The 25,296-nt window shown below is 44.1% G+C and carries 21 protein-coding genes; all 21 read right to left on the minus strand.

Features of this window, described 5'->3' with window-relative positions; all coding sequences use genetic code 11:
• Window positions 1–276: 276 nt before the first annotated feature.
• The 21 genes from tldD to G5S32_RS12995 all read right to left on the minus strand — a co-directional run bounded on the left by tldD (window position 277) and on the right by G5S32_RS12995 (window position 25,296).
• Window positions 277–1,722: a metalloprotease TldD gene (tldD, locus tag G5S32_RS12895; RefSeq protein ID WP_165312369.1), complete on the minus strand. Its 1,446-nt coding sequence runs from the start codon at window positions 1,720–1,722 to the stop codon at window positions 277–279.
• Between the two features lie 2 nt (window positions 1,723–1,724).
• Window positions 1,725–2,597 (minus strand): carbon-nitrogen hydrolase family protein, encoded by an 873-nt coding sequence (locus G5S32_RS12900; RefSeq protein ID WP_165312370.1) that lies wholly within the window; start codon window positions 2,595–2,597, stop codon window positions 1,725–1,727.
• Window positions 2,598–2,628: 31 nt separating this feature from the next.
• On the minus strand, window positions 2,629–6,510 hold the full coding sequence (locus G5S32_RS12905; protein ID WP_165312371.1) for a YhdP family protein: 3,882 nt from the start codon (window positions 6,508–6,510) through the stop codon (window positions 2,629–2,631).
• Between the two features lie 11 nt (window positions 6,511–6,521).
• Window positions 6,522–7,991, minus strand: a complete 1,470-nt coding sequence (gene rng, locus G5S32_RS12910; RefSeq protein ID WP_165312372.1) for a ribonuclease G — start codon at window positions 7,989–7,991, stop codon at window positions 6,522–6,524.
• A gap of 16 nt (window positions 7,992–8,007) precedes the next feature.
• A complete protein-coding gene (locus G5S32_RS12915; protein WP_165312373.1) occupies window positions 8,008–8,610 on the minus strand; it encodes a Maf family protein in 603 nt (200 codons plus the stop codon).
• A gap of 1 nt (window position 8,611) precedes the next feature.
• Complete coding sequence (mreD, locus tag G5S32_RS12920) at window positions 8,612–9,100, minus strand: rod shape-determining protein MreD (RefSeq protein WP_165312374.1); 489 nt, start codon at window positions 9,098–9,100, stop codon at window positions 8,612–8,614.
• Window positions 9,090–9,977 (minus strand): rod shape-determining protein MreC, encoded by an 888-nt coding sequence (gene mreC, locus G5S32_RS12925; protein WP_165312375.1) that lies wholly within the window; start codon window positions 9,975–9,977, stop codon window positions 9,090–9,092. Before mreC ends, mreD begins: the two co-directional genes overlap by 11 nt.
• A 57-nt stretch (window positions 9,978–10,034) precedes the next feature.
• Entirely contained in the window at window positions 10,035–11,078 is a 1,044-nt protein-coding gene (locus G5S32_RS12930) for a rod shape-determining protein (RefSeq protein WP_165312376.1), read from the minus strand.
• Between the two features lie 150 nt (window positions 11,079–11,228).
• A complete protein-coding gene (locus tag G5S32_RS12935; protein WP_165312377.1) occupies window positions 11,229–14,903 on the minus strand; it encodes a DUF6701 domain-containing protein in 3,675 nt (1,224 codons plus the stop codon).
• Between the two features lie 2 nt (window positions 14,904–14,905).
• Complete coding sequence (locus G5S32_RS12940) at window positions 14,906–15,370, minus strand: MSHA biogenesis protein MshP (RefSeq protein ID WP_165312378.1); 465 nt, start codon at window positions 15,368–15,370, stop codon at window positions 14,906–14,908.
• Window positions 15,360–16,031: a PilW family protein gene (locus G5S32_RS12945; protein WP_165312379.1), complete on the minus strand. Its 672-nt coding sequence runs from the start codon at window positions 16,029–16,031 to the stop codon at window positions 15,360–15,362. Before G5S32_RS12945 ends, G5S32_RS12940 begins: the two co-directional genes overlap by 11 nt.
• The gene (locus tag G5S32_RS12950) at window positions 16,031–16,564 is read right to left on the minus strand and encodes a prepilin-type N-terminal cleavage/methylation domain-containing protein (RefSeq protein ID WP_165312380.1); all 534 of its coding nucleotides are present in this window, start codon (window positions 16,562–16,564) and stop codon (window positions 16,031–16,033) included. The genes G5S32_RS12945 and G5S32_RS12950 overlap by 1 nt, the downstream gene beginning before the upstream one ends.
• Window positions 16,564–17,121 carry a type II secretion system protein gene (locus G5S32_RS12955; protein ID WP_425509199.1) on the minus strand — a complete coding sequence of 186 codons (558 nt, stop codon included), beginning with the start codon at window positions 17,119–17,121 and terminating at the stop codon, window positions 16,564–16,566. The genes G5S32_RS12950 and G5S32_RS12955 overlap by 1 nt, the downstream gene beginning before the upstream one ends.
• 29 nt (window positions 17,122–17,150) lie before the next feature.
• Window positions 17,151–17,642, minus strand: a complete 492-nt coding sequence (locus tag G5S32_RS12960; RefSeq protein ID WP_165312381.1) for a type II secretion system protein — start codon at window positions 17,640–17,642, stop codon at window positions 17,151–17,153.
• 31 nt (window positions 17,643–17,673) lie between these two features.
• A complete protein-coding gene (locus G5S32_RS12965; protein ID WP_165312382.1) occupies window positions 17,674–18,234 on the minus strand; it encodes a prepilin-type N-terminal cleavage/methylation domain-containing protein in 561 nt (186 codons plus the stop codon).
• Window positions 18,235–18,357: 123 nt separating this feature from the next.
• Window positions 18,358–19,581 carry a type II secretion system F family protein gene (locus tag G5S32_RS12970; protein WP_165312383.1) on the minus strand — a complete coding sequence of 408 codons (1,224 nt, stop codon included), beginning with the start codon at window positions 19,579–19,581 and terminating at the stop codon, window positions 18,358–18,360.
• 8 nt (window positions 19,582–19,589) lie between these two features.
• Window positions 19,590–21,314, minus strand: coding sequence for a GspE/PulE family protein (locus tag G5S32_RS12975; protein ID WP_165312384.1), 1,725 nt, complete (start codon window positions 21,312–21,314; stop codon window positions 19,590–19,592).
• Entirely contained in the window at window positions 21,304–22,479 is a 1,176-nt protein-coding gene (locus G5S32_RS12980) for a tetratricopeptide repeat protein (protein ID WP_165312385.1), read from the minus strand. The genes G5S32_RS12975 and G5S32_RS12980 overlap by 11 nt, the downstream gene beginning before the upstream one ends.
• Window positions 22,479–23,321 carry an ExeA family protein gene (locus tag G5S32_RS12985; RefSeq protein WP_165312386.1) on the minus strand — a complete coding sequence of 281 codons (843 nt, stop codon included), beginning with the start codon at window positions 23,319–23,321 and terminating at the stop codon, window positions 22,479–22,481. Before G5S32_RS12985 ends, G5S32_RS12980 begins: the two co-directional genes overlap by 1 nt.
• Window positions 23,322–23,326: 5 nt before the next feature.
• Window positions 23,327–24,955 carry a pilus (MSHA type) biogenesis protein MshL gene (gene mshL, locus G5S32_RS12990; RefSeq protein WP_165312387.1) on the minus strand — a complete coding sequence of 543 codons (1,629 nt, stop codon included), beginning with the start codon at window positions 24,953–24,955 and terminating at the stop codon, window positions 23,327–23,329.
• 14 nt (window positions 24,956–24,969) lie between these two features.
• Window positions 24,970–25,296: an MSHA biogenesis protein MshK gene (locus G5S32_RS12995; RefSeq protein WP_246201015.1), complete on the minus strand. Its 327-nt coding sequence runs from the start codon at window positions 25,294–25,296 to the stop codon at window positions 24,970–24,972.

Below are 25,296 nucleotides of genomic sequence, written 5' to 3' on the forward strand. Positions count from 1 at the left end.
GGCAATAAACAACCTATTACTAATACCATTCTGGAAAATTTCCTGATCAGTGAATGGGCGTCAATAAGCAAACCCTCCGAGCCATGGATGGCTCGGCGGAGCTTCAGGGATGAATGAATGCGCGTTTGCGTTTGACGCCCATTCGCTGCTCGCCGATGCTCAGTCTGATCATGTTTTTATCTAGGATGTATAATAAACCATGTGTTGCGAATAAATAATAAAGCCTACAGAAAACTATAGGCTTTGATTTAAGATTTCTATTTCAACAAGACACGGTTACTCAGTACCGCCTACCGTCAACGCATCCAGTTTCAGCGTTGGCTGACCAACGCCTACCGGAATACTTTGCCCTGCCTTACCACACACGCCAACACCACGGTCAATGCTCAGGTCATTACCCACCATTGAAACCTGCTGCATCGCTTCGATACCAGAACCAATCAAGGTCGCACCTTTAATTGGGCGAGTCACTTTACCGTTTTCAATCAAATAAGCTTCTGACGCAGAGAACACAAACTTACCGGAAGTGATGTCAACCTGACCACCCCCAAAGTTAGGCGCATACACCCCTTTCTTCACCGTAGAGATGATCTCTTCAGGAGTGTGCTGACCCGGCAGCATGTAAGTGTTGGTCATACGCGGCATAGGTAGATGCGCGTAAGATTCACGGCGACCGTTACCTGTTGGTGCCACACCCATTAGACGAGCGTTGAGCTTGTCTTGCATATAGCCTTTAAGTACACCATTTTCGATCAATACATTGTATTGACCATTGACACCTTCATCGTCCACATTTAATGAGCCACGAAGATCTTTCAATGTGCCATCATCAACAATAGTACAAAGATCAGAGGTCACTTTCTGCCCAACTTTACCTGAGAACACTGATGACTCTTTGCGGTTAAAGTCACCTTCTAAACCATGGCCTACAGCTTCATGCAGCAGAACGCCTGGCCAACCAGATCCCAATACCACAGGCATAGTGCCAGCAGGAGCGGCATCCGCTTCTAGGTTCACCAGCGCCTGACGAATTGCTTCATCCGCATAAGAAAAAACGATCTTCTGACCATTCTCTTCATTGAGGAAGTAATCGTAAGTGAATCGGCCACCACCACCAGCGCTGCCTCGTTCACGACGATCGCCACGTTGAGCGAGAACGCTAATCGACAAACGTACTAATGGGCGGATATCGCCAGCGTAGGTGCCATCCGTTGCAGCCACTAAAATCTGTTCATGCACACCACTTAGACTCACAGAGACTTCTTGAATCAATGGCTCTTTGGTGCGGATATAAGCATCCACCTGTTGTAATAGCTCGGTTTTTTTCTGCTTTTCCCAGCTTTCTAGTGGGTTTACCGCAGCGTAGTAAGTTTGGTTACTGTTGCGTTTAAAAGCCTGGACTGAACCAGACTGACCTAGTTGCGCAATACCACGAGCGGCAACAGCACTTTGCTGTAATCCTTCTAGTTGGATCTGATCTGAATAAGCGAAACCAGTTTTTTCACCTGTAACAGCTCGTACACCCACACCGCGGTCAATGTTGAACGAGCCATCTTTAATAATGCTGTCTTCTAAGACTAATGATTCATGCCAGCTAGACTGGAAGTAAATATCGGCATAATCAATCTGACGGGTTGCGATGCTCGACAGAGTATCTGCAATGTCCTGCTCGGTGAGACCAGCCGGTTTTAATAATGCTTCTTCAATGCGGGTAATACTCATGATTAGCTCTTTTTCTCTATGAATTGATTATGAAAGCGTGTGTGAGCGCTGATTGGCATCGCTGAGCGCACACTCTCTATTTGTTCTAAATCGATATCAGCAATCAAACTTGCAGCATCTTGGTCTAAAGAGGCGATGACTTCACCCCATGGGTTAATCACCATTGAATGTCCCCAAGTTTCTCTTCCGCCAATATGATGACCGCCCTGACCTACGGCAATCACCCAACACTGGTTTTCAATCGCACGTGCTCTTAACAGAACTTCCCAGTGCGCTTTACCAGTTACAGCAGTAAATGCTGCAGGCACTAATAATATCTGAGCACCTAAACGACGTAGCTGTGAATACAAATGCGGAAAACGAACATCGTAACAGATAGATAAACCCAGCATGCCAAATGGCGTCTCAGTAACTACGATTTCATTGCCCGGAGTAAACGTTTCAGATTCACGATAACGCTTGTGTCCATCAGCGACATCAACATCGAACATATGCAGCTTATCATAATGAGCCACGATATCACCTTGCGGATTAAACAGAACTGATGTTGTCGTCACTGCTTTAGTCGTCACTGCTTTAGTCGTTTCTGCTTGGCGCCCGCTTTCTCTGTCACGCAAAAGGGGCATACTGCCGATAAGAATCCAAACCTTTTGCTGTTGCGCTAGTCGTGACATTCTTGCTTGAATAGGCCCATCACCCAATACTTCCGCATTGTGGTGATAATCCTCTTTGTTACCAAACACGACTGCGTTTTCTGGGGTAATCACCCACTTGGCACCTTGTTTCGTCAGCAGTGCAGTTTGCTGTTCAATATAAGTAAGATTGTCATTCACATCCGCGCTGGATGTCATTTGAATTAAACCAATTCGTTCCATGTAACCAGTCCAAGCTAATTTGTTATCTGACTTATTTTGCGAGATCTCTGAGTTTTTTCGGCAGTTTAAATTCACCACGACTACGAGAAAGCTCTTTTACCGTCGGTGAATCCATCGGACCTTTTACTTCATAGTTTACTTCTGTGAACACTTCAACGACAGGCGCTATCACGGTAGTAATCGCTAACACATACAATGCGGTTTGTGGTGTTACGGCAAAGGCCGTTAACACTGGGATACCAGAAGTCATATCTGGCACAAAGCTTACTTCCGCATCAACAGTGCGAGAGTTTAGGTCTGCCAATCCCTTAAGCGTTAATTCACCGGCTACTGCGTCCATTTCAATATCATTGGTAACAAAAACGCCGTTTTCCACTTCGCCGCTGCCAGTAATAGAATTAAACGTCATTCCTTTATCAAATACATCACTGAAATCGAGCTGCATTTTCCTAATAATAGAATCAAGACTGAACAATCCGAGCAAGTTTGCTGCCCCACTCACGTCTGAAATAATACCCTTACCCAGTTTAGTTTTCACACTGCCTTTTAGTGAATTCACTTTCATTGACCAAGGCGCACCATCCCATTGCATATCACTCCACATGTTAAACGAAGCCTGCTGAATCCCTGAACTGATGCCAAAACGCTCCATTAAATCACTGTTGTTTTCTCCTTGAACGTCAAGTTTTAAGGTCGTGTGACTGGTGGTATCGGTTAGTGTCCAATCGCCGCTCATGTGAACTCGGTTTGTACCACTGACTACATCAACATTTTTCCATTCCAGAGTGTTGTTTCTGCGTTGAAAGTCGACATTCACTTTGCCGACTTTATAGCCTTGTAACCAAAAATCTTGGATAACCAGAGTAAGGTTTGGCATCAAGCGATGAAACTCTCGATCAAAATCAGAAATCAACGGTTCTGATTGATTAGAGCTAGGAGATAATAAAGGTTTAGCATTTTCTTCATCTAACGACGGTATAAACACATGTAGACGATCGAAAGAGACCGATAAATCATAAGGCTCAATATAATTGGCTTGGCCTTTAGCTTCCTGGCTGTCTAGTTTCATAATCCAACCAAGCGCTTTCTGACGAGCATTAAAATCAACATCATGCCATTCAATTCCAGCAAGCGTCAGTTCCTGCGTTTTCAAGTCAACACGTTGTGGCGTTGGAATTTCCAGCTTACTCATTTGAGCTTTTTGAGAACTCCCAGCCGAAACTGCAGGTTCATCCTGCATTAAGGCAATCCAGTCATCCAGATTAAAACGGTCGAGACGAACTTGTGCCTGGTGGCCAACCACTGGACTGATTTTAAAACTGCCTTGCCCAAGAACTAAGTTCGTGGCTGTTAATACTGGCGTATGAGAGCGGATATCAATTTCAGCCTGATATTTGGCTCTCGGTAACTGCAAACGAGCAGTAATTGACTCCTGATTGCCGGAAGCTTGTAAATGAGCCTTACCTGGCGATGTGACTTTTTTAGCTAGCGGGTAAGGATATTCACTTGCCAGCATTTTAAGGTCAGCCGAACTGTCTATTTGATACGTAAAACCGACATCGTTAAGTTGCAGAGCGACACTAGTCTGCCAAGTTGCATGACCTTTTAACCGCTTGAGCCAACGTTCACCGACATATGGAACCAGAGGTTTGACATCCCAATCACCGATAACATCGATATTAACGGCATAGCCTTGTGGCGAACTTTCACCACGAAAATCAAAAGATATTGGCTGTTTCAGTAGTTTAGATGACAACCCAGCTGCGGTAATGACATCATTGTCGAAATTGATTCGACCAGAGACGGAATCCAACATCATTGGCGGCGCATCAATATCCACATGGTTGTTAGCCAAGTCTGCCCAGCCCCATGCCCGAGGCTCTTTGTCTCTGGTGAACGGGATATTTAACTGGAATTCAGAATTAACTTCACCGCTGACCTGAATAGCATTAAGCGCGGCTCCTACAGAGCTAACGAGCGGTGTCGCTGTCATATACGCTCTTACAGCATTACCTTCAGCGACCGCGCTAGCTTCAATTTCAATATGACCGTCAGGCGCTAAACTTGGGATACGCCCTGTTATACGCTTGGCCGTTACATCCATTAAGGTTGCAGCGTTAGAATCCAAATACATGGCTTCGTTTTCAAACAGCAAATCTAACTGCAGGTTATTGATCGTCGGCCAAGCGGTATCAAAGCTGAACTTACCGTCTTTCAGTCCTACCCATGCTTGGAACACGCCATTGTGGTTGTGATAAGGAAATGATCCTAAATCACCATACCAAATAAGCTTGGCAGTATCGACCCGACCACCTTGAATCGCCGTAGATAAGTAGTCAGTCAGGTCTTCACCTAGCGATCGCGTCGGCAAATAGCGCCAAGTTTCACCAGCATTATAGGCATCCGCTTCTAAGTAAAATGATAGAAAAGGACTTTTATCTCGCGGAAAGTCCAAACGAAATGCGCCCAATGCCTGCAAATCTGGGGTAGCGACGGTTACTTTGTCTGACCACAGAGACCAACCGTCACTGTCTGTCTGCCAAACCAAATTCACATCACCATGGCGGATATTCAATGGGGCCTGAAACACATCACCATACGGCAAAGTGTCATCAATTAACGTAGCATGGACTTTTGCAATCGCTGGAGAACCAGTAATACTCGCTTGCAACTGATGAACTTCCGGAAGTAGTTCCCATTGGGCAATTTTACCGTCGGTTAACTGAGCAGAGTAACGCAGCGAGTCTAAACCTTCGCCCATAGAGATGCGAATATCCTCTAGCAGTCCACCAGGCTTAAGTTCATCAATAAAATGCGTGGTTTTAGTGGAGTCAGGCATCAAGCCAACGATCGGCAAGAGTGTCTCGATATCCAACTGAGAAAGATTGAGTTTCCATCCTTCCGGCTGCCAATCTAGAGCTATATCCAATTCAGGCCAAGCCGTATCATTAGTACGCACTTGCAATGAATGGGCATTTACCTGCCATCCTTTGCCGGAAGGGATAAGTTTTGCGAAACCGGATTCAAGCAGTAACTCATTAGATTTCCCCTCTTCACCCCAAATAAGTTCAGAAGGCTTAAGCTCTACATAACCATCAACAGGTTGGTTGTGATTGAGCGTCATCCAAGCATTAAAGCTAATTCGGCCCCGGTTAATACCGGTTTCTTCCTTTAAATAACGAGTTAACCACGGTGTTACTCGCAAATTTTCCGCACTTACGTAGAAATCACCGGAAATATTTCTTAATGAGCCATGATCTTCGAAGTCAGCACTCACTAACAAAGAGTTGATATTGGTATCGACGAGACTCACTTCACCTTCAGCAAAGTGGTGAGAGCCTTTGTTTCGCCAACGCAGCTTAGCAATATCCAACTGGCGTAAATCACCAGCAATGGTTTGATACAGAATAGTAGAGTTGAGCAGCGAGAAGTTGTCTAACTGACGCAAAAAAAGATCATCAAGACGTTGGACGACCTGCCCCTCACTTTGATTCTGTTGATCGGATGAACCAGAGCTATCCAGTCGTCTCCAATCAATTGAACTGATATCGAGTTTCATACCATGAATGCTCATGTCAGCAATCACGGGTTTACGATTTAACATCGACTGTAGCAGGTCAAACTCAATATCAATTTGTTGGGTAGACATGTGAATTTTGCTGCTGGCAGGAAGCTCAAGCCGCACAGCCTTAAGAGCAAGAGATGGGTGCGTGTTTTTCCAGAAACCACGCACATCGGTAATTTTAACTTGGATGTTGGTTTGCTCTGTCACCCAGCGCTGTATCTCACCTTGATAGCGATTCATTTCTGGCAGCATTACACGCAACGCAGTTACTGCAATAGCCAATAAAATAAGTAGACTAACGATTAGCCATAAAATGAATCGCCCAAGGCGGGTAAAAGTTGAGATCACTCAATATCCTTTTACATCATCACAACATCAAATTGTTCTTGAATGTAGAGAGGTTCAGCCTGAATGCGAACTTCCTTACCAATGAACAGTTCTAGCTCTGCAAGTGCATGAGACTCTTCCCCATGCAAGGTGTCTGCTACTGCTGGAGAAGCATAGACCACAAACTTGTCGGAATCGTAAGCACGGTTAACTCGTGTAATTTCACGCAGAATTTCAAAGCACACCGTTTCAACCGTCTTCACAGCTCCGCGACCTTCACAGGTTGGACAAGTCGAACACAAAACATGTTCAATACTTTCTCTGGTACGTTTGCGGGTCATCTCAACCAAGCCTAACTGAGTAAAACCGTTGATGTTGGTTTTCACTCTGTCTTTGCTTAGGGCGGCATCCAGCGAAGCAAGTACTCGCTTGCGGTGGTCATCGGAAGCCATATCGATAAAATCGATAATGATAATTCCGCCTAAGTTACGCAGGCGAAGCTGACGTGCAATCGCTTGTGTTGCCTCGATGTTGGTGTTGAAAATGGTCTCTTCGAGATTACGACGACCAACAAAAGCGCCAGTGTTGATATCAACCGTGGTCATTGCTTCGGTTTGGTCAATAATCAAATAACCACCAGATTTGAGTTCGACCTTACGTTCCAGAGAACGCTGAATTTCGTTCTCGGTATCGTACATATCGAAAATAGGCTTATCGCCTTCGTAAAGCTCAAGTTTGTCGGTTAACTCAGGAACAAACTCGGAAGTGAACTCTTTTAAGTTTTCAAATTCCAAGCGTGAGTCAACCAGAATACTGGTCAGTTCTGTACCAACAAAATCACGAATAATGCGCTGAGATAATCCTGGTTCACCATATAGCGTTGAGCGATTTTTATACTTCGCTCGTCGCTCCATGACTTTCGTCCATAAACGCTTTAGAAAAGCCGCATCTTGCGCCAGTTCTTTTTCATCAGCACCTTCCGCAGCCGTGCGAATAATAAAGCCACCATTCTCATCACAATACTGAGCAACAACAGATTTTAAACGATTACGTTCCGTTTCACTCTCAATACGCTGAGAAACACCCACATGAGCAGACCCCGGCATGTAAACCAGATAACGAGAAGGCAAAGTGATATCCGTGGTTAAACGAGCGCCTTTTGTTCCCAATGGATCTTTAACCACTTGCACAACAATATCCTGACCTTGGCGAACCAATTCAGAAATGTCACGAACTTGGAATTGTTGTTTTTCGTTTTCCGCCACACACTCAGTGTGAGGAACAATATCTGAAGCGTGTAAGAAAGCCGCTTTGTCTAAGCCAATATCCACAAAAGCTGCTTGCATACCGGGTAAAACTCGACTCACTTTACCCTTGTAAATGTTTCCGACAATGCCCCGTTTTGCTTCACGTTCGATATGGATCTCTTGAAGGACACCACCTTCAATCATTGCCACACGTGTTTCACTCGGGGTGACATTCAAGATCAACTCTGCACTCATGAGCGCACCTCAATGTTTAAAATAATAAGAATTCGTGCAAGAGCTGGTCAGTTTCATAGAGTGGTAATCCCACCACAGCGTGGTAGCTACCTTCAATCCTTGTGACAAATCGCCCACCCAATCCCTGAATGCCATAACTGCCAGCTTTATCGCAAGGTTCACCACTTTGCCAATATTGTTCTATTTCTTGCTCTGACAAGGGTTTGAACCATACGTCTGTGGTTACAACCACAGTACGATGTTTATCTTTTGCTGCGACCGTCACGGCCGTCATCACCTGATGCTGAGTTCCTGAGAGAAACTCTAACATCTGTTTGGCATGAGAAAAGTCTTGTGGCTTTTCTAATACACGATCATTTTGAACCACTATCGTATCAGAGCCTAGAACCACAAAATTCTGTTCTGGCACATCGGAAGTCGTCACGTTTTGTTTTGCCAATTGCAAACCAGCTAGGGCTTTATCACGCGATAAACGTTCTACATATTGAACAGGAGACTCACCGTCCAAGCGCATCTCTTCAACATTTGGCACTAACACATCAAAGTGATATCCCAATTGAGCGAGAAGCTCTCGGCGCCTAGGTGAACCTGACGCCAGAATTAATTGTTGTTTGCTCATTCTATTTTATATGCCAATGGCGTCGAACGCGGCGTAACAATAAAAACATCCATGGCCACAGTATACAGCTAATTACCCCACTCCAGAGAGATAAAGGGTTAAATGTGACGTCTTGAATGAGATATTCTCCAAAGAAAATAAGTACTTCAAGGGCCATCGCCAACAATCCGACCATAAAAGCTTGTTGCCAAAGTGCCATATTACGCATAACAAGAAAGTTCATGGCGACAAGATAAATCACTATCGACATCATCATGCCTCGGATACCGAGAGTAGAACCAAGCAATAGATCCCAAATCAGACCTAATATCAAAGCCGAACCTACGTTCACACGATGAGGCAACGCCAGAACCCAGTAACAGGTCACTAGCAAAATCCAGGAAGGTCTTAATAGGTCGAGAGAACCCGGCCATGGGATAGTTTGAAAAATTAAGGCAAAGAAAAAAGAGCCCCAAATAACAAATCGGCCTTTCCAATCACTACTGGCCATCTGCAGTGCCCTCTTCAATATCTTCTGGGTTAGCTAACAACACTTTTTGTTGGCGGTCTTCATTTGGCCAAATTAATAACAGATAACGTAAGCGATCAAAGTCTACGACAGGTTTTGCTTTAATTGATGCAAACTCTCGGCGAGTATCTTTATCGACATCAGTAATATAAGCCACCGGATACCCTTCAGGATAAACACCGCCAAGACCAGAAGTAACCAGCATGTCACCAATATTAATATCAGTACTGGTCGGAATGTGTTCCAACTGAATTTCGTCGCTTTGCCCGTTACCAGAAGCAATCACGCGAATATCGTTACGAATGTTCTGCACAGGAATGGCGTTGTTCGGGTCAATGAGCAGTAATACGCGGCTATTGTGCGCGGCAACAAATGTCACCTGCCCAACAATACCTTTTTCATTGATAACTGGCTGACCTTCGTAAACCCCATCGGTTCGGCCTTTATCAATAACCACTTGATGTCGGTAAGGTGATGTATCAACCGCCATGACTTCTGTAACAACTTTCTTTTCATCACGGACAAATTCAGACCCTAATAACTTGCGTAGACGTTGGTTTTCTTCACGGTATTGGTCAAGCAGAGTTAAGTCGCTTTTTAGTGTCATCACTTCGCGCTTATAGCCTTGATTTGCAGTCATCAGTTGTTCGCGAGTGCTGAACAACGAGTAAAAATCATTGAACATGGTACGCGGCAAATCAGCGGCATATTGAATCGGCGCTACTAAACTATTGAGCAAATAACGTACACTGACGAAAGCTCCTAAACGACTATCAGCCAGCATAAGGCTGGCTGATAACATAACTGCAAAGAACAGTCGTTGTGGGAGAGATGGTCCTCGACCAAATATTGGCTTCATCTTATAACAATCCTAGATTTGTATAAGGCACCTTATAATAAGGTGCCAGATAAGCCATTACTCATCGCTGAACAGATCACCGCCATGCATATCGATCATTTCTAACGCTTTACCGCCGCCACGAGCCACACAAGTAAGTGGGTCTTCAGCAATAACGACAGGAATGCCGGTTTCTTCTGTCAATAGACGATCAAGATCTTTCAGTAGTGCACCACCACCAGTAAGAACCATTCCGTTTTCAGAGATATCAGAAGCCAGTTCAGGTGGACACTGTTCAAGTGCAACCATCACAGCAGAAACAATACCCGTAAGAGGTTCTTGCAGTGCTTCTAGAATTTCATTTGAGTTCAATGTAAAGCTACGTGGAACACCTTCAGCAAGGTTACGACCACGAACTTCAATTTCACCGACTTCATCGCCAGGGTAAGCTGAGCCGATTTCATGCTTAATTTTCTCAGCAGTTGCTTCACCGATTAAGCTACCGTAATTACGACGAACATAGTTGATAATCGCTTCGTCAAAACGGTCACCACCGATACGAACAGAAGAAGAGTAAACCACACCATTCAAAGAAATAACGGCAACTTCTGTTGTACCACCACCGATATCAACAACCATTGAACCCGTTGGTTCAGAAACGCGCAAACCAGCACCGATTGCCGCTGCCATTGGCTCATCAATTAGGTGAACTTCACGAGCACCAGCACCCAGTGCAGATTCACGAATAGCACGACGCTCAACCTGAGTAGAACCACATGGAACACACACAAGTACGCGAGGACTCGGTTTTAGGAAGCTGTTATCGTGAACTTGACGAATAAAATGCTGTAGCATTTTTTCTGTTACGTAGAAGTCAGCAATCACACCATCTTTCATAGGACGAATTGCAGAAATGTTACCCGGCGTACGGCCTAACATTTGCTTCGCAGCATGGCCAACAGCGGCTACGGTTTTTCCGCCACGGCCTTTATCTTGGCGAATAGCAACTACTGAAGGTTCGTCAAGAACAATGCCTTGACCTTTAACATAAATAAGAGTGTTGGCAGTACCTAAGTCAATCGATAGGTCGTTTGAAAACATGCCACGAAGTTTTTTGAACATATTCTTCGTTCATCCTGCAAGAATTGAAGATAAAAAATTGTACTAAATGTACCAACGCCTTGCCGTCACAGCAAGGCATTGACGCATAAACATGGACACAAACACGCATTTTCTAACAGTTTCCTAACTTGGGTTAAGAAAAAACGTTGGTTATTGCCCTATTAAACCTGACTCACCACGGAAAATAATCCGATCATTACCTCGATAGACACCAAAAGTCACAACGGCAGAAGGGTCTTCATCACCTAGGCCTCGCCAGTTATATTGTAGCCAAGGTTGATCAATATATTGCTCTCCACAAAGAATACCACTTCCCGATTGCTTCGATTCTTGATACTGAGGTGAATCAGTCCCCATTCTTAACCAATAACGAATTTGTTCTCGACGAGAATTGTTATTGTCAGCATTATGCGGTTTAGCAAACAGCTCCGTACTAATACCTGAAGCAACGTTTGTATCTATAGGCACTAGAGAAGCATTTGAACTATCAGAACCACCCGTATAATTCACATCAACCCAAACACTTTGCGTACATACGTAATCATTATCTGAATGATAACGACTCCCTGAATCGTCCGTATTGGTCACAAAGCGCAAGCCATCCCAGTATTGAACTTTAAGTGGAACATTGATTTTTTCCTGAGTAGACGTACCACCTACATCACTCATCACCATACGCCCGTAGCGAGCCTGAGGTTGCTCAATAAAAGATAAATGACAATGTTGTGAGTAGTCACTTTCTGTATCCGCCTTATTTAAGCAATCGCTATTATCTTGGTTACGGCTGTCAATCGGATCGGGATTTTCAGAGACATTTGCAGAGACAATAAAACCAAATCCCGTATATTTAGATAAGGAATCATCACTAACGTTAAATGGACCATCAACCGTAGTCTCTCGGTTTCCATGGGAATTGACTGTATTGTTATTGTTGCGAAGGAACTTAGCCTCATCATCTTCCAAATACCAACGGCTCCCTTGAGTTCCGCTTTCTCCTGCTGAATTATCTTGCCACTCGCCATCAGTGACATTTACCTCTAAACGTTCAACAAACGTCTCATCGTCTAATAAAGAGATTCCAGCCTGTAGGCTATCTTTGAAATGACTGTAGTTTTTAATCACACTGTCGTTCAAAGAGTAAGGTACAACCTCAAATTTCGCTAAACCAAATGCCTGGGATAGATAGGCGATATTGTCCTGCGTGTAAGGTTCCATCGCAGTCACTTCAGCATCATCTTTATTTACCCACCAATCCGATTCGGTAATAACAAAATAAGCAGGATAGAAGCGCCCAATATTGCGGTAGCCCTGCTGAGTACATTCATACCAAGTTTCTAGATTTAATAGTGTAGAACTACAGTTCACCGCAGAATGATTTGCTGTCGCAGCCATTACTTTTAGACTACCGACATCCTCCCAAGATAAAGCTGTAAACGAATACTCTTTATCTGTATTCACTCGCGGTTGCTCTACTTGAAACACCACATCATCAGATTGAACAGGAGTTGCAACGCTACTTGAGAGCACAATGTTGTTGCTAGCTAAGCTGCTATCTGAAAAGAAGTTAGACGTTATGCTCTCAGAGCAAAATGAACCTGACTCAATTTCCCCAGATATAGATCCATCCCCGATATAACGAATAGGCACAACTTTCGCTGCGAAAGTTTCCCCAGCAGCTATAAAGCCATTACCACCATTTGAATCACCCGTTGCGGTATCTAAAGATGGGCTTCCCGAAGAACAAATCGCAAACGTCCAAGGGCGGGAGTAAACAGTAAATTTACCTTTTAACGCTTGAGTCCCTGTTGTTTCATCAACCTCAAACGGGCAGTTCTCTAACTCACTACAATCAAAGCTACTGTCTTCCAAGGTAATTTCCATTTGCCCTGAATCTTCTAAGATAAGGTCATCTGTCGATTGTCCATCGGAAAAGACCGGGCTGTAACTCAGATTTCCAACGGCGCCTGATGCAGGAGCAACCCATGAGGATGAAATTGTTGGAGAACCACTGTAACCGACATCGACCACACTACCTTCGTTATTACATGCAAGCGTCTTTGCAGTTACAGACAAAGACTTATTGGCAATTACATACTGATCATCAACCGCAAATTTATAAGGGACGAACTGATAGCTGCCGCTAACCGAATCGACATCGGAATAACCATTTAAACTCGCACTAACGGAAATGGTCTGACTTTGACCACCACTGGATACTGAGAGATTCACTACACCATTGTTGATATCAACGCTTTGAGATACCCCATCAATTGTTACAGTAGCGCTACCATTAAAATCCGTGGCGATGGAGCCATTAGACATGACGGAAAGAGTTGGCGTAAGTTCTTCACAAATAAGAGCTACATCGGTTGTTGGAGAAAGAACGAGAGTGTACTCTTCTTCAGTCTCCTCCCAACAGTCAGAGTCTTGCATATCACCGATGACATTAACGCCTCCCCACATATTCAAGAAATGAGCAGTAATAGACCCTTCAATCGTTATCGCTGAATCGAAATTCATCGATTTGGCAAGTAAATGAGCTTGTAACACACTATCGGTTTTAATGTACAGGCTGGCCGCAGGACCATAAATTGTCGGCTTGATATAATCGCCACTACTTGCACTTACTGTAGAGAAGACAACAGATGAAGCGTTAAAACTACTAGTTACCCCAATAAAAACATCGCTTTCTAAATAGATATCTGTACTAGTACCCCAACCACCAATAGAGGCTGTTGAGAATAGATATCCTGAGCTTTCATTAAAATAGGCACGACTGTTTCCGGATATATTCAAATTCTCAATTTTGATGCCTGATACAAACCGAACAATAACCTTTTTATCATCTCTTAATCCCTGAACAGTAAGTGATTTTAAGTTTTGGAGAATCACCACCTCAACAGTATTCCCCATATCTTGGTAGGAACATAAACCACTGCTTGAACAGCTAGCAACATAGTCAGGTTGATAAGTGTCAACTTTAATCTCTAAAGTTTGGGTTGAATCAAATGTGACATTTAAAGGTTCGGGGGGCTCTGCTTTTCGCGATTCATATAAACCATCATCATTAAGAGATGCTGGGGCACAACCAAGTCCCTCACAAGACGCGCCGTAAGTATTGGTGTTATTTGTGGTATCAAAACCGATTCGCAGAGCGGTTTTAGAACCGTCCCATGCCTCATAGTTATAAATATTGCGGCTATCTTTAACATAGTTCTCAGACCAACCCGAAATGCTTTCAGCGGTAGAATTAGCGTTGAATACACTTGGACCATAGCTCTCATAATCCGTACCCGTAGTTTTCCAGCTTTGAATAGCTTGTGGAAAATAAGAACATTGGTCAAAAATTGGTGGGATATATTCATCAATATCCTCTTCTTCAACCTCAGTACAACTTAACGCTGACTGCTCAATTGCCGTTGATGCTGTTACATTGCCAGACTTCAGCTCAAGCATCATTTCATCAACCAGCACCCAACTATTCGTGCCCAAATTTAAGTTTCTACGGTAATAACGAGTGCTAGTTGGTATGTTGTTACCAGGGTCTCGGATGATCCTCACTTTATACGGAACACCACTTTTCAATGAAGGTTCGTTGAAAAGATAATCACTTGATGAGGACGCTTGTTCCGTGTACCAAAGGTATTTCTTATCGTAGCCACTCCCACTTTCTTCCAAAGTAACAGACTGAAATTCACCCGGAGAGCCAACAACATTGAATTCAATAACAGCATATTTCTGCCCTTGAAATTTACACTGGGCAGCAAAAACCCCTTGAACAAAGAGCAAAAGTAACAGTGGCAGACAACGAAATAACTTAGCCATGCTTACTCCTTCACCCAAACTTCTTGCTGACGCTCGACTTGAAACTGCCCGCTACCACACTGTACCGCTGTTTCTACTTTATAAACATGTTGGGAATCTAATTGATCCATTTCATTACAACTCATAGAACGAATAGAACAGCCAGCAAAATTATCCTTTACAAGGTCAGCGGCAACTGAACCAACATCACTCCAATTGTCCTCACATGTCGTTTTAACAACACTCGCTTCATCGAGATCTTCACGGATAGGATAAAGATAAGTAAGCGCTAACTCATTTGCTGAATGCGCCGCAAACCAAGCACGTGTACCAAGCAAATCTTTCGATAACGCATCTTGATTCGACCACTCCATACGAGCCAGTGCATTAGCAAGAAAACCCATCACCACGATGACAAAAATCGCGACGATATACAGGTTACCTGTCTGTTTTTTGATGTTCGGAAATACTTTGATTCTATGGGACATTGAGCACCTGCACGTCAGTTTCGAACTCGCTCTCTTCGCCATTTTGCTTAAAAATCAATGATAAGTGAACCACTCCACCTCTTTGCTGTGTTGGGGCATCATAGGCAAATTCCCCAAAGCTGACACTATCAGCGACTAGAATGCTATTGCGAGAAATGCTTTGAGATGAGGTATCTACACAGTATTCCACTTTTTCTTTATAGACATAAAAACGGTTAGCTATCGACTGGCTAGCTAATGGAGAACTAAGAGAGATCGGAGATGCAGAAAAATCAATGGTATTGTCTCCTTCAAATTCATCGACATTGGTTGGATTAATGATCATTTTTAGATCATCCCCCACATTAAACGATGAATTCCCCACAATGTAAGACAATGTCTTATTATCCGTTTCATCAATCGAATAAAACCCAGAATAAACAATTGGATAAAATGACAAGCAATCATCTTCGGCAGCAAAACTATTAGGCACCGCATGACGGATTTCACGAGTCATTTTTTCTAGCACAAACTTGGCTTGAGTCTGTATACGTTGGCGAGCCACGGTATCGGAATATCCTTTACTGCCTAATTCAACAAAACCTGCAATACCAAGAATCAAAATCGAGCCCACCACCATGGTCAGCACCATTTCAACCAGAGTGAAACCACGCACTTTCATTAGTAGTTACCTCGGTAACCAACAAAGCTAAATTCGCCATAACGGCCAGCTGTGATAGTGATTTCTATCTTTTTCATCGTGTTGTCATAGGCATAATCAACAGTAATCTCAGCGGTAAAATTCTTATATTTACTCGCTATGCTGTTGCCAAAAATATCAGCTAAAGGATATCCGCCTTCACCACAGTTATTGCTATTTTCACCATACCAACAGCCAATATAATCATCGACATCGTTAAACTGCGAAGGATCTTCGCTACCATCCCGACCTAAGTTATTGGCAGCAGTACAACTTGTTCCCTCTTCACCACAACGAATCAATCCCCCGTCAAAATCACTTTTTTCGTCAAAACCTCGGGCGAGAATTTGGCTCATCAAGCTTTGCCCCAGATTAGCGGCGCGAGTTTGATAATGCGGCGTTGCCGAGCGTTCAATCTGCGGATAAAGAAAACTGACCAAGGTCACCATGGCAAAGCCCATAATCACCATGGCCATAATGCTTTCAACCAGTGTGAAGCCTTTGATTTTTTTCATCAGCAACTGTCTCCAGAAGCAATATACCCTTGTGCGTTAATACACACTTCGGTTTCACTGCCTGAAGATGTAATGCTTATCACCCCATCACCACTCGGGTTACCACGAAGGTCAAAAGTTATCGGTGAAGCAAAAGAGGCAGTAAAATTCACATCCGCGTTATAGAAAATATCGCTACGTTTCGACACCACATTTTCCCGACACTCTTCATTGCTGCACGACGTTAATTCTGTACATGCAGATTCAGAACCAAGGCAAGATGATGTAATGGCTAAGATATTTTTCGATTCAGACGCATTAGATTGCATTCGATCAATTTGGATTTGACGAATAATGGAAATGATTTGCTCGCGGGCAGTGTAGGCAGAAATGCTGGAAGTACCAGAAAAGCGACTGGCAGCATAAATAGAAAGAATCGAAACCAGAAGTATCACCACTATCAGTTCAACTAACGTAAATCCTTGTTGGTTTCTCTGCATTGGCTTGCTCGCGATAGTAAGCAGTAACTGGTTAAAATTATAGATGAAATGGCGCAGAACCGTTGAGGTATGCGCCATTGGAATCAAGACTTAGTCAAGCTTTTAACTTAACAATCGTCGGCAGTACCTACAACTTCAGTTGTAGCAGCGTCAGCAACATCCTTCGATGTAGCGGCAGTATATTTAACGTAGCATGACGTCGGAGCCGCTGTTAACGTATTTGAAGTAGAAGATGATGATGGGAAAGTTGCATAGTAAACGCCAGAAGCCGTATCTTCATACACAGCCCAATCAGTAGATAAACCAACAACCGCATTACCAATGCCATCAGCATCTGCTGTAGGGTAGCCAAAAGCAGTAGTAATATTATCCACTTTTACATCTGAAGCAGCTTCTTTAGTTTCAATACCAGCAATCGCCGCCTTACCATAGACAATGCCAGCTGCACCATCCATTGCACCTTTCAGACCTTGCAGAGCTGAAACACGTGCATCACTTTGTAGATTTAAGAAACGTGGTGCAGCGGTAACTGCAAGGATGCCTAGAATTACGATTACCACTACCAATTCGATAAGGGTAAAACCACCTTGTCTTTTCATGAATTATCTCTCTTACTAAATAGACTAAAGATTAATTTAAAGTGACCGCTACACGGCCGGTTTTAATGTCATACACAAACTGATAAGCGCTGTTGTGCTCTTGCTGAGTATAAATACAACTTGTACCACCTGTTTGTGCGGAATATTGCACTGAACTATCACTGTTCGCCTGACTCACCGTCCCCATATTCGGAGCGCTGTGCAGCAAATTTTCCATTAAATCGATGCACATTTGATCGCTAACAGAATCAGGGAAAACACCACTTTTCAGTGCTATCGGATAACCATCACTCAACCCTGTACTTACACCCGAGCTTGTTTTCGAGCGGGTTAACCAAAATTCTACGCCGTCATACTCGACAACATTGTATTTTTCGCCACCAATGCTCACCGTTGGGCGAGATTGAGCTTCCCATTGGGTGCGAGCTGCCATCACGCCAGATGCAAAGCCACTCGCCATCGCTTGAATACTGGCCTGCTTTGCATCGTCAATACTTCCTAGCAATTTCGGCAGTGCCGTAACTGCGAGTATTCCGATGATCACAACCACAATCACCAGTTCAAGCAAAGAAAAACCTGATTTCCTACCCATAGTATTGACGCCATCAACCATTGTAAGTTATTCATCTTTATGGGGAATGATTATACCAATCTCTATACTGAATAACACTTGCGCTTCGTCAATAAACCGTAAAAGACAACTATTTGACAGGCATTAGCCTTTCATTGCGTCCATCATGTTCCACATCGGTAAGAAGATACCGAGTGCCAAAATCAGCACCATCCCCGCTACAATCACCAACAAAATAGGTTCAATACGAGCGGTTAAGGTTTTTAAGTCGTAATCTACTTCACGGTCATAAAAATCAGAGACTTCAAGTAACAACTCGTCAATTCGACCTGTTTCTTCCCCAACCGAAATCATCTGAATCACCAAAGGGGTAAAAATATTGGCATTGATTGCCGTTGAAGAAACACTGCTACCCGCTTCGATTGCCGCCTTCATTTCCATTAAACGCGACTCAAGAAATTTATTATCCAAAGCTTCTGCTGACAATGCCAAAGACTGATTCAGCGGTACACCAGAATGCAACATCAGTGAAAACGTACGTGAAAACCGAGATAACTGAGCGCGATTGACTATTCCCCCCACAATCGGCATCTTTAAACGAAATTTATCCCAACTTTCTCGACCTTTTGACGTTCCAAGCCAAGAACGAAAACCAAAAAAGGCCACCAGCATGGCGACTATCATCAGCGCCCAATAATTCACAAAGAAATCAGACATGCCAATCAAGATTCTTGTCGGCAAAGGCAAATCCACGCCAAATCGACTAAACATAGTGGCAAATTGCGGTATCACCTTGACGTTCAAGATGAACAAAGCCAGCACAATAAAACCAATAACGAAAGTGGGATAACGCATCGCAGTTTTAATCCGCTTGCGTGTTTCTACTTCCTGTTCGTAATAGTTAGCCAATTGCAGTAAAGCTTGATCTAAACGGCCTGTGTTCTCACCCACATGTACCATAGAGACAAATAACGAACTGAATACTTTTGTATGCAGTTGCATTGATGCTGACAAGCTGCGACCGTTCGTTACTTCACTACAAATTTGTTCCAACGCCTCTTTTAACTGCTTGTTTTCACAGTTTTGAGCCAAACCGCGCATCGAACGAAGCAAAGGAACGCCGGCTTTGGTCAAGCTATAAAGCTGACGACAAAAAATAACTAAGACTTCCAGCGGTACCACTGGCGCAAACAGTCCTCGCCAATCAATCGTGGCGCTACCCACACCCGATTTGCCCGCACGAATCGCCGTGGGAATAATGCCTTTATTAATCAGAGTTTCAGCTGCAACATCTTCATTCGGCGCTTCTAAGCTACCTTTTGTTGCACTGCCATCTAAATTTCGCCCCTGATATTGATACGTTGGCATACCTTTCCTTACAGATAAATGGGCTCAGCTGTCGTAGCTGTATCACCTTCACCCAATGCCATCACTTCATCAAAACTGACGACACCTTGAATGGCCAACTCCATAGCAGACGCAAGCAATGGCTTATAGTTTTCTGATGCTCGGGCTGCTGAGGCAAAACCAATCGCATCGTCAGAACGCAACGCATCCATCATGTGATGTTCCAGTTCTAACATTTCAAAAACACCGATACGGCCTCGGTAACCCGTAAGGTTACAGTTTTGACAGCCACGACCTCGCATGAACTGGGTGTCCACTTGATTCGGGAATCGCACGGTTAGCCATTGTTTCTTCGCTTCATCCAGTTCATCGTGCGTCTTACAATCTGGGCATACTTTTCGCACTAATCGCTGTGCAATAACGGCACGAACGGCACTCGCGACCAAATAGCCAGGAGCGCCCATATCAATTAAACGCAAAGCGGTTTCTACTGCATCGTTTGTGTGCAATGTACTGAGAACTAAGTGACCAGTTAGTGCAGCTCTTAGACCGATCTCAACCGTCTCTTGGTCACGCATCTCACCAATCAGGATGATGTCTGGGTCCTGACGCAAGAAAGTACGCAACAAAGACGAAAAATCCAGCCCGATACGCGAGTTTACTTGCACTTGCTGAATACGAGATAAACGGTATTCCACCGGATCTTCCGCCGTAATAATTTTTTTACCGACTTCGTTTAGCTCACTTAGAGCGCCATATAAAGTCGTTGTTTTACCAGAACCTGTTGGACCAGTTACAAGAATCATACCATGCGGGCGCTTAAGCTGACGTCGGAAACGCTTCAACAATTCGTCAGGAATACCTGATTTATCAAGCTCTCGAATACCTGAAGACTGATTCAAAAGTCGCATAACTACTGACTCACCGTATTGCACTGGCATGGTGGACATACGAATATCGACTGACTGACCTTTAGCACGGATATTAAAACGTCCATCTTGTGGTAAACGTTTTTCTGAAATATCGAGGTTAGCCATCAGTTTCAAGCGAGAAACCAGTGCGGACGCAATCCCTACCTCGTTCAAAATGGTTTCGTGAAGTACGCCATCAACACGTTGACGAATACGTAAAAGGTTGGAATCAGGTTCGATGTGAATATCAGATGCGCCAACTTGAATAGCATCTTCAAACACCGAGTTAATCAGCTTAACAACCGTAACCTCATCGCTGTCGTCATTAGCAATATCAAAATCAAAGGCTTCTTTAACTTGGTGTTCTGCTTGTAGCTGCTCAGCGAACGAGGCAATTTCTTTCGTTCGACGGTAATAACGGTCAAAACCATCCACCAGCTGTTTTTCTGATGCGATAACGAATTCAAAACTGTATTGAGGAAGCTGATTAAGCAACGATTCCTGCGCAAATAAGTCGGCAGGGTCACTCATGGCGACTCGTAACGTATCACCACTACGACCAATCACTAATGCACGCAGACGGCGGGCATGAACTTCCGAAAGAAGCTGCGCTGCATCCATATCTACCGTCGCACGACTTAAATCGATAAGAGGAATAGCCAGCTGTTGAGACAAGAAATTCAACATCTGTTGTTCAGTTAAAAATCCTAGCTCAATTAAGGTATCACCGAGTTTACGACCGGTATTTTTCTGGGCGGATAACGCCTGCCCAATCTGTTCGTCAGTAACAATGCCTTCTTCGACTAGTAAGTCCCCCAGTCGTTTTCTTAATCTAATTTGCATTGTTATTCTCCTCGAGGTGATTCAGTACTTCTAGTCGATTACGAATGAAGGCCTGAGACTGAATCGATACCCCCACCTTCGTTAAAGCTTTTTGATACGAAGTTTTGGCCTCTTCTAACATAAATGAGCGTTCTTGCTGAATCGCTAATCCAAGCCACCACCGACCATTGTTAGCATCTTTCTCTGTAAGCTTCTGATAGCTTTCCAAAGCAATTTCATTCTGTTTACTTTTTTGCGCTAACGCAGCACGTAATGAAAGATATTCCACCCCGACGGACTCTGGCAAATAAGCGAGTGGCGTCAGAGCCGCCTCTGTTTGCTGCTCTCTCATCAGCAGTTTTGCCAGTGCTATTCTTAAACTTTCACCCTCAGGGTTGAGTTCAATGCCTCGTTGCATCAAATCAAACGCTTTGCGAACTTCACCTTTGCCATAATACAAAGCAGCCAGTTTTTGGCGTACAGACTCATTTTCAGGCGTGTAACGTAATGCTTCGCTATAAGCAGTGACAGCATTTTGGAAATCATTTGAGTCCATTGCTTTAGTCGCTCGAGAAATGGCTTTTTCAGCGAGTTTCTCTTTACTCATATCCATTTGTTCAATCACGACTGAACTTTCAGTCGATCCAGAAACCTTGTCGGCTGTTGGAGCTGCAGATTTCGATGAAGCGTTGCTCGCAAGCAATATAGGCTGTGCAACGATAGGCTTACTGACAACAGCCGGTTTACTGACCGCTGGTTGACTAGGCTCAGGTAGCACCGCTATCGGCGTCTCCGTGTCCGCTGTGTTATCTACATCCGCCTCCACTATTGGTTGCACCTCTACTATTGGTTGCGCTTTTTCAATAGGAGTTGAGCGATAAACCACAACATTCGCTTGGTTCAATTTTTGTGTCGGAGATGGCAGCTGTTGTGCTGGTTCAACTCGTGTTGTGGCCGTTGTTGGCTGAGCCACAGTTTGCGAATTTGCGAGCGTCACCCTCTCAACTTGCGGTGCTTGTTGCGAAACAGCCCAACCACCAACCGCTAAACTCAAACCAAAGCCAGCGACTACCCATACCCAAACTGGACGTGATTTAACCGGCTCAACATGAGCTTTTTCTATCTCTTCAAGTGATGAAGGCTGCTTATCAACGAGTTGGGCCAGCGCTTTGTTCATAACACTCATCAATGACTCCATCCCCAGATCACTGGGACTTTATGTTTGGGTTTACAGGTATCGAACGTATCATGGATAGCAGCATACAAATGTTGATTTTTTACTTGCTGAGTCTGTTGATAAAAAGCAAGTAACAAAGTCTTATGACATACCTGATTGATTAGACGAGGAGTGCCATAACACGCTTTCCAGATAGCTTTCTTCTGAGCCAAACTAAATAACCTTCCCTGACAACCCGATTTTGAAAGCCGGTTATCTATATAGGCGACCGTTTCGGCCAAATCTAAAGTTCTTAACTTTGCATTAAATGTGATTCGTTGACGAAACTGTCTTAAATGGTACTGCTCTAGCCGCTCGTCAAGTTCAGGTTGGCCAATCAGTACTAACTGTAATAGTTTGGTTCGTTCTGTTTCTAAGTTGCCAAATAATCGCAACACTTCGAGGGCGTCATCTGAAAGCGCTTGCGCTTCATCAAGCAATGCCACCACTCGCTTTCCACTGTTATGGTGCTCAATCAAGCGCGTTTGAATCGCTTCAACCAAGCCAACCTGTGAACGATTATCGAGATTAAGCTCAGCCGCAATCGCGACACGTAAATCATCTCCGCTCAACGCCGGATTAGGCAGGTAAATGAGCTGTACATAGTCCTTGAGATGAGTCAGAAGCATTCGACACACCATGGTTTTACCGGTACCAACCTCACCAGTGACTTTAATCACCCCTTCGCCCATTTGCAGCGCAGCGCTCACGGTTTGAATCGCTTCGTAATGCGGGTCGAGCCCCAGAAACAAAGCGGTATCAGGCGTTAAATTAAAAGGTTGTTGAGTAAAACCAAAGTGTTGTAAATACATAATGATTACTCAGAATCAGGGAACCACTCCTGCAGTAAACCACGTGAGCGTTCCAATTCTTTTTGCCATGTATTCACACCGACAACCGTTGGCTTAAGCAAGATCACCAATTCTGTTTTCTGTGTCATTTTTGACGTGTTGCGGAATGCATGACCTAACAGAGGAAGGTCCCCTAAGAATGGAACCTTAGAGGTTTGATCTAACGTATTGCTTTTCATCAAACCACCGATCACGACCACATCACCATCTTTAGCGCGAATCACTGAGTCCGATTCACGAATCGAGCTTTTTGCTAACGGTAGAGAAAACTCTTTATTGTTATAGGTAAAGGTTTTGGTTTCTTCTTCAACTTCGATAACCGCTGGATGTACATGCAATAGCACATGTCCCTTATCATCAATTTGTGGTGTTACGTCCAAAGAGATACCCGAGAAAAAGGGCGTTAGCTCGACGTCCGTAGAGGCTTCCGCATTGTCACCGTCTCCCGCTTCGCTTGATAACGCGGTAATAAAATAAGCGTCCGTCCCCACTTTAATCACTGCTTTTTGGTTATTTGTTGCTGTCACACGAGGGCTCGAAAGGACATTAAGATCGCCTTGAGTTGACATAAAGCTGAGTACAGATTCAAAGCTACCGCTCGACATAACAATGTTGGTCTGTCCCCCCAGCAAGGTTGCAATAGTATCGAGTCCCGGCAGCGTCGAAATTGCCGATGAATCACCGACACCAACCTGATAAGTAGTGCCGTTCGAGGTAAACATCTTGGTCCAGTTAATCCCTTGTTGGTAGCCATCACTTAACGTGACTTCCAGTATCTTCGCTTCCATGATCACTTGGCGGTGCATACGCTGTTGCGATATTCCCAAGAAACGGCGAACTTCACGAATCTCGTCAGGATAAGCGCGTACAGTGATTACGCTCGCCTGAGGTGTCACAATCACACTTTGACCTTGTCCCGAACCAATTAACTGACTGACAGCCGATTGCAGCTGTGGCCAGAAATCACTTTCGCTGGTCGTCTCAATTTCTGTACCACCAGAAGTGGTGGTCGTTTTACTGTTGTCATTTGAACTATCGTTAGAACTGCTCGATGAACTGCTATTTGATTCTGAGTTGGTACTCGTCATTGTTCCAGTTGTCACAGAAGTTAATGAGCGACCACTTCGCTTAAATTGCAGGTAATCAACAGGGATTGTTACGGTACGCAAACCCGCGGGGTAAACTTGAATCACTTTACCCACTTTTTCTATTTGGTAGCCATACAGATCACGCACCACATCTAGCGCTTCATCTAAGGTCACTTCTGACAAGTTAACCGTCACTTTTCCTTCTACGGCTGGGTGAATAGCAGCACTGTACTCAGTACCTTTCACTAAGCTAGCAAAAAACGCTTTAGCTTGGACACCATTCGCCTGAATTCGAAAACGCTTTAGATTCTGATCGGACGCTACCACAGTGCCATCGATATCAGGCATAAGATCCGCTTCTACCGACGCTGGAAGAGTATCTAAGTTGCGGCTATTTGCTTCATTAATAGCCTGATTCAGCGATTGTTTGGCTTCTACAGGATCACGGTGCCCCATTGAGCAGCCGACTAAACTCACCATCACAACGCTGATTATCATATTACGCATACGGATTCTTAACCTTATTTCTTAACATCTAAAGAGAACAACTTAAGTGTCCAACTTTTGTTACCTTGCTTAAGTTCAACCTGAGATGCCGTGACATTTGAAACTTTGTATCCCGACACGCTATTGCCTTTCTCTACCACTTTGTCATTTAGAATTGCATAACATTGAGAATTATTTTTACAAACAATGCTTTGTAGCTCTGGTACAGGGACTTTTCTCACTTTTTGAACTGGTTCTTTCTTTGCCCAACCTAGTGGAGCGGTTGGATCTTGTTCCTGGCTCGCAACGGCGAACGTAGCGAACAGCGCAAGCCCTAGTGACCATCCTGTTTTATTGACCAT

It is taken from the genome of Vibrio ziniensis (genome assembly GCF_011064285.1).
Classification (GTDB): domain Bacteria; phylum Pseudomonadota; class Gammaproteobacteria; order Enterobacterales; family Vibrionaceae; genus Vibrio; species Vibrio ziniensis.

Bases quoted from the DNA above. Each gene is read 5' to 3' on its own strand.
- tldD (WP_165312369.1), bottom strand. From the start codon at position 1,722: ATGAGTATTACCCGCATTGAAGAAGCATTATTAAAACCGGCTGGTCTC.
- G5S32_RS12900 (WP_165312370.1), bottom strand. From the start codon at position 2,597: ATGGAACGAATTGGTTTAATTCAAATGACATCCAGCGCGGATGTGAAT.
- rng (WP_165312372.1), bottom strand. From the start codon at position 7,991: ATGAGTGCAGAGTTGATCTTGAATGTCACCCCGAGTGAAACACGTGTG.
- G5S32_RS12915 (WP_165312373.1), bottom strand. From the start codon at position 8,610: ATGAGCAAACAACAATTAATTCTGGCGTCAGGTTCACCTAGGCGCCGA.
- mreD (WP_165312374.1), bottom strand. From the start codon at position 9,100: ATGGCCAGTAGTGATTGGAAAGGCCGATTTGTTATTTGGGGCTCTTTT.
- mreC (WP_165312375.1), bottom strand. From the start codon at position 9,977: ATGAAGCCAATATTTGGTCGAGGACCATCTCTCCCACAACGACTGTTC.
- G5S32_RS12930 (WP_165312376.1), bottom strand. From the start codon at position 11,078: ATGTTCAAAAAACTTCGTGGCATGTTTTCAAACGACCTATCGATTGAC.
- G5S32_RS12935 (WP_165312377.1), bottom strand. From the start codon at position 14,903: ATGGCTAAGTTATTTCGTTGTCTGCCACTGTTACTTTTGCTCTTTGTT.
- G5S32_RS12940 (WP_165312378.1), bottom strand. From the start codon at position 15,370: ATGTCCCATAGAATCAAAGTATTTCCGAACATCAAAAAACAGACAGGT.
- G5S32_RS12945 (WP_165312379.1), bottom strand. From the start codon at position 16,031: ATGAAAGTGCGTGGTTTCACTCTGGTTGAAATGGTGCTGACCATGGTG.
- G5S32_RS12950 (WP_165312380.1), bottom strand. From the start codon at position 16,564: ATGAAAAAAATCAAAGGCTTCACACTGGTTGAAAGCATTATGGCCATG.
- G5S32_RS12955 (WP_425509199.1), bottom strand. From the start codon at position 17,121: ATGGCGCATACCTCAACGGTTCTGCGCCATTTCATCTATAATTTTAAC.
- G5S32_RS12960 (WP_165312381.1), bottom strand. From the start codon at position 17,642: ATGAAAAGACAAGGTGGTTTTACCCTTATCGAATTGGTAGTGGTAATC.
- G5S32_RS12965 (WP_165312382.1), bottom strand. From the start codon at position 18,234: ATGGGTAGGAAATCAGGTTTTTCTTTGCTTGAACTGGTGATTGTGGTT.
- G5S32_RS12970 (WP_165312383.1), bottom strand. From the start codon at position 19,581: ATGCCAACGTATCAATATCAGGGGCGAAATTTAGATGGCAGTGCAACA.
- G5S32_RS12975 (WP_165312384.1), bottom strand. From the start codon at position 21,314: ATGCAAATTAGATTAAGAAAACGACTGGGGGACTTACTAGTCGAAGAA.
- G5S32_RS12980 (WP_165312385.1), bottom strand. From the start codon at position 22,479: ATGAGTGTTATGAACAAAGCGCTGGCCCAACTCGTTGATAAGCAGCCT.
- G5S32_RS12985 (WP_165312386.1), bottom strand. From the start codon at position 23,321: ATGTATTTACAACACTTTGGTTTTACTCAACAACCTTTTAATTTAACG.
- mshL (WP_165312387.1), bottom strand. From the start codon at position 24,955: ATGCGTAATATGATAATCAGCGTTGTGATGGTGAGTTTAGTCGGCTGC.
- G5S32_RS12995 (WP_246201015.1), bottom strand. From the start codon at position 25,296: ATGGTCAATAAAACAGGATGGTCACTAGGGCTTGCGCTGTTCGCTACG.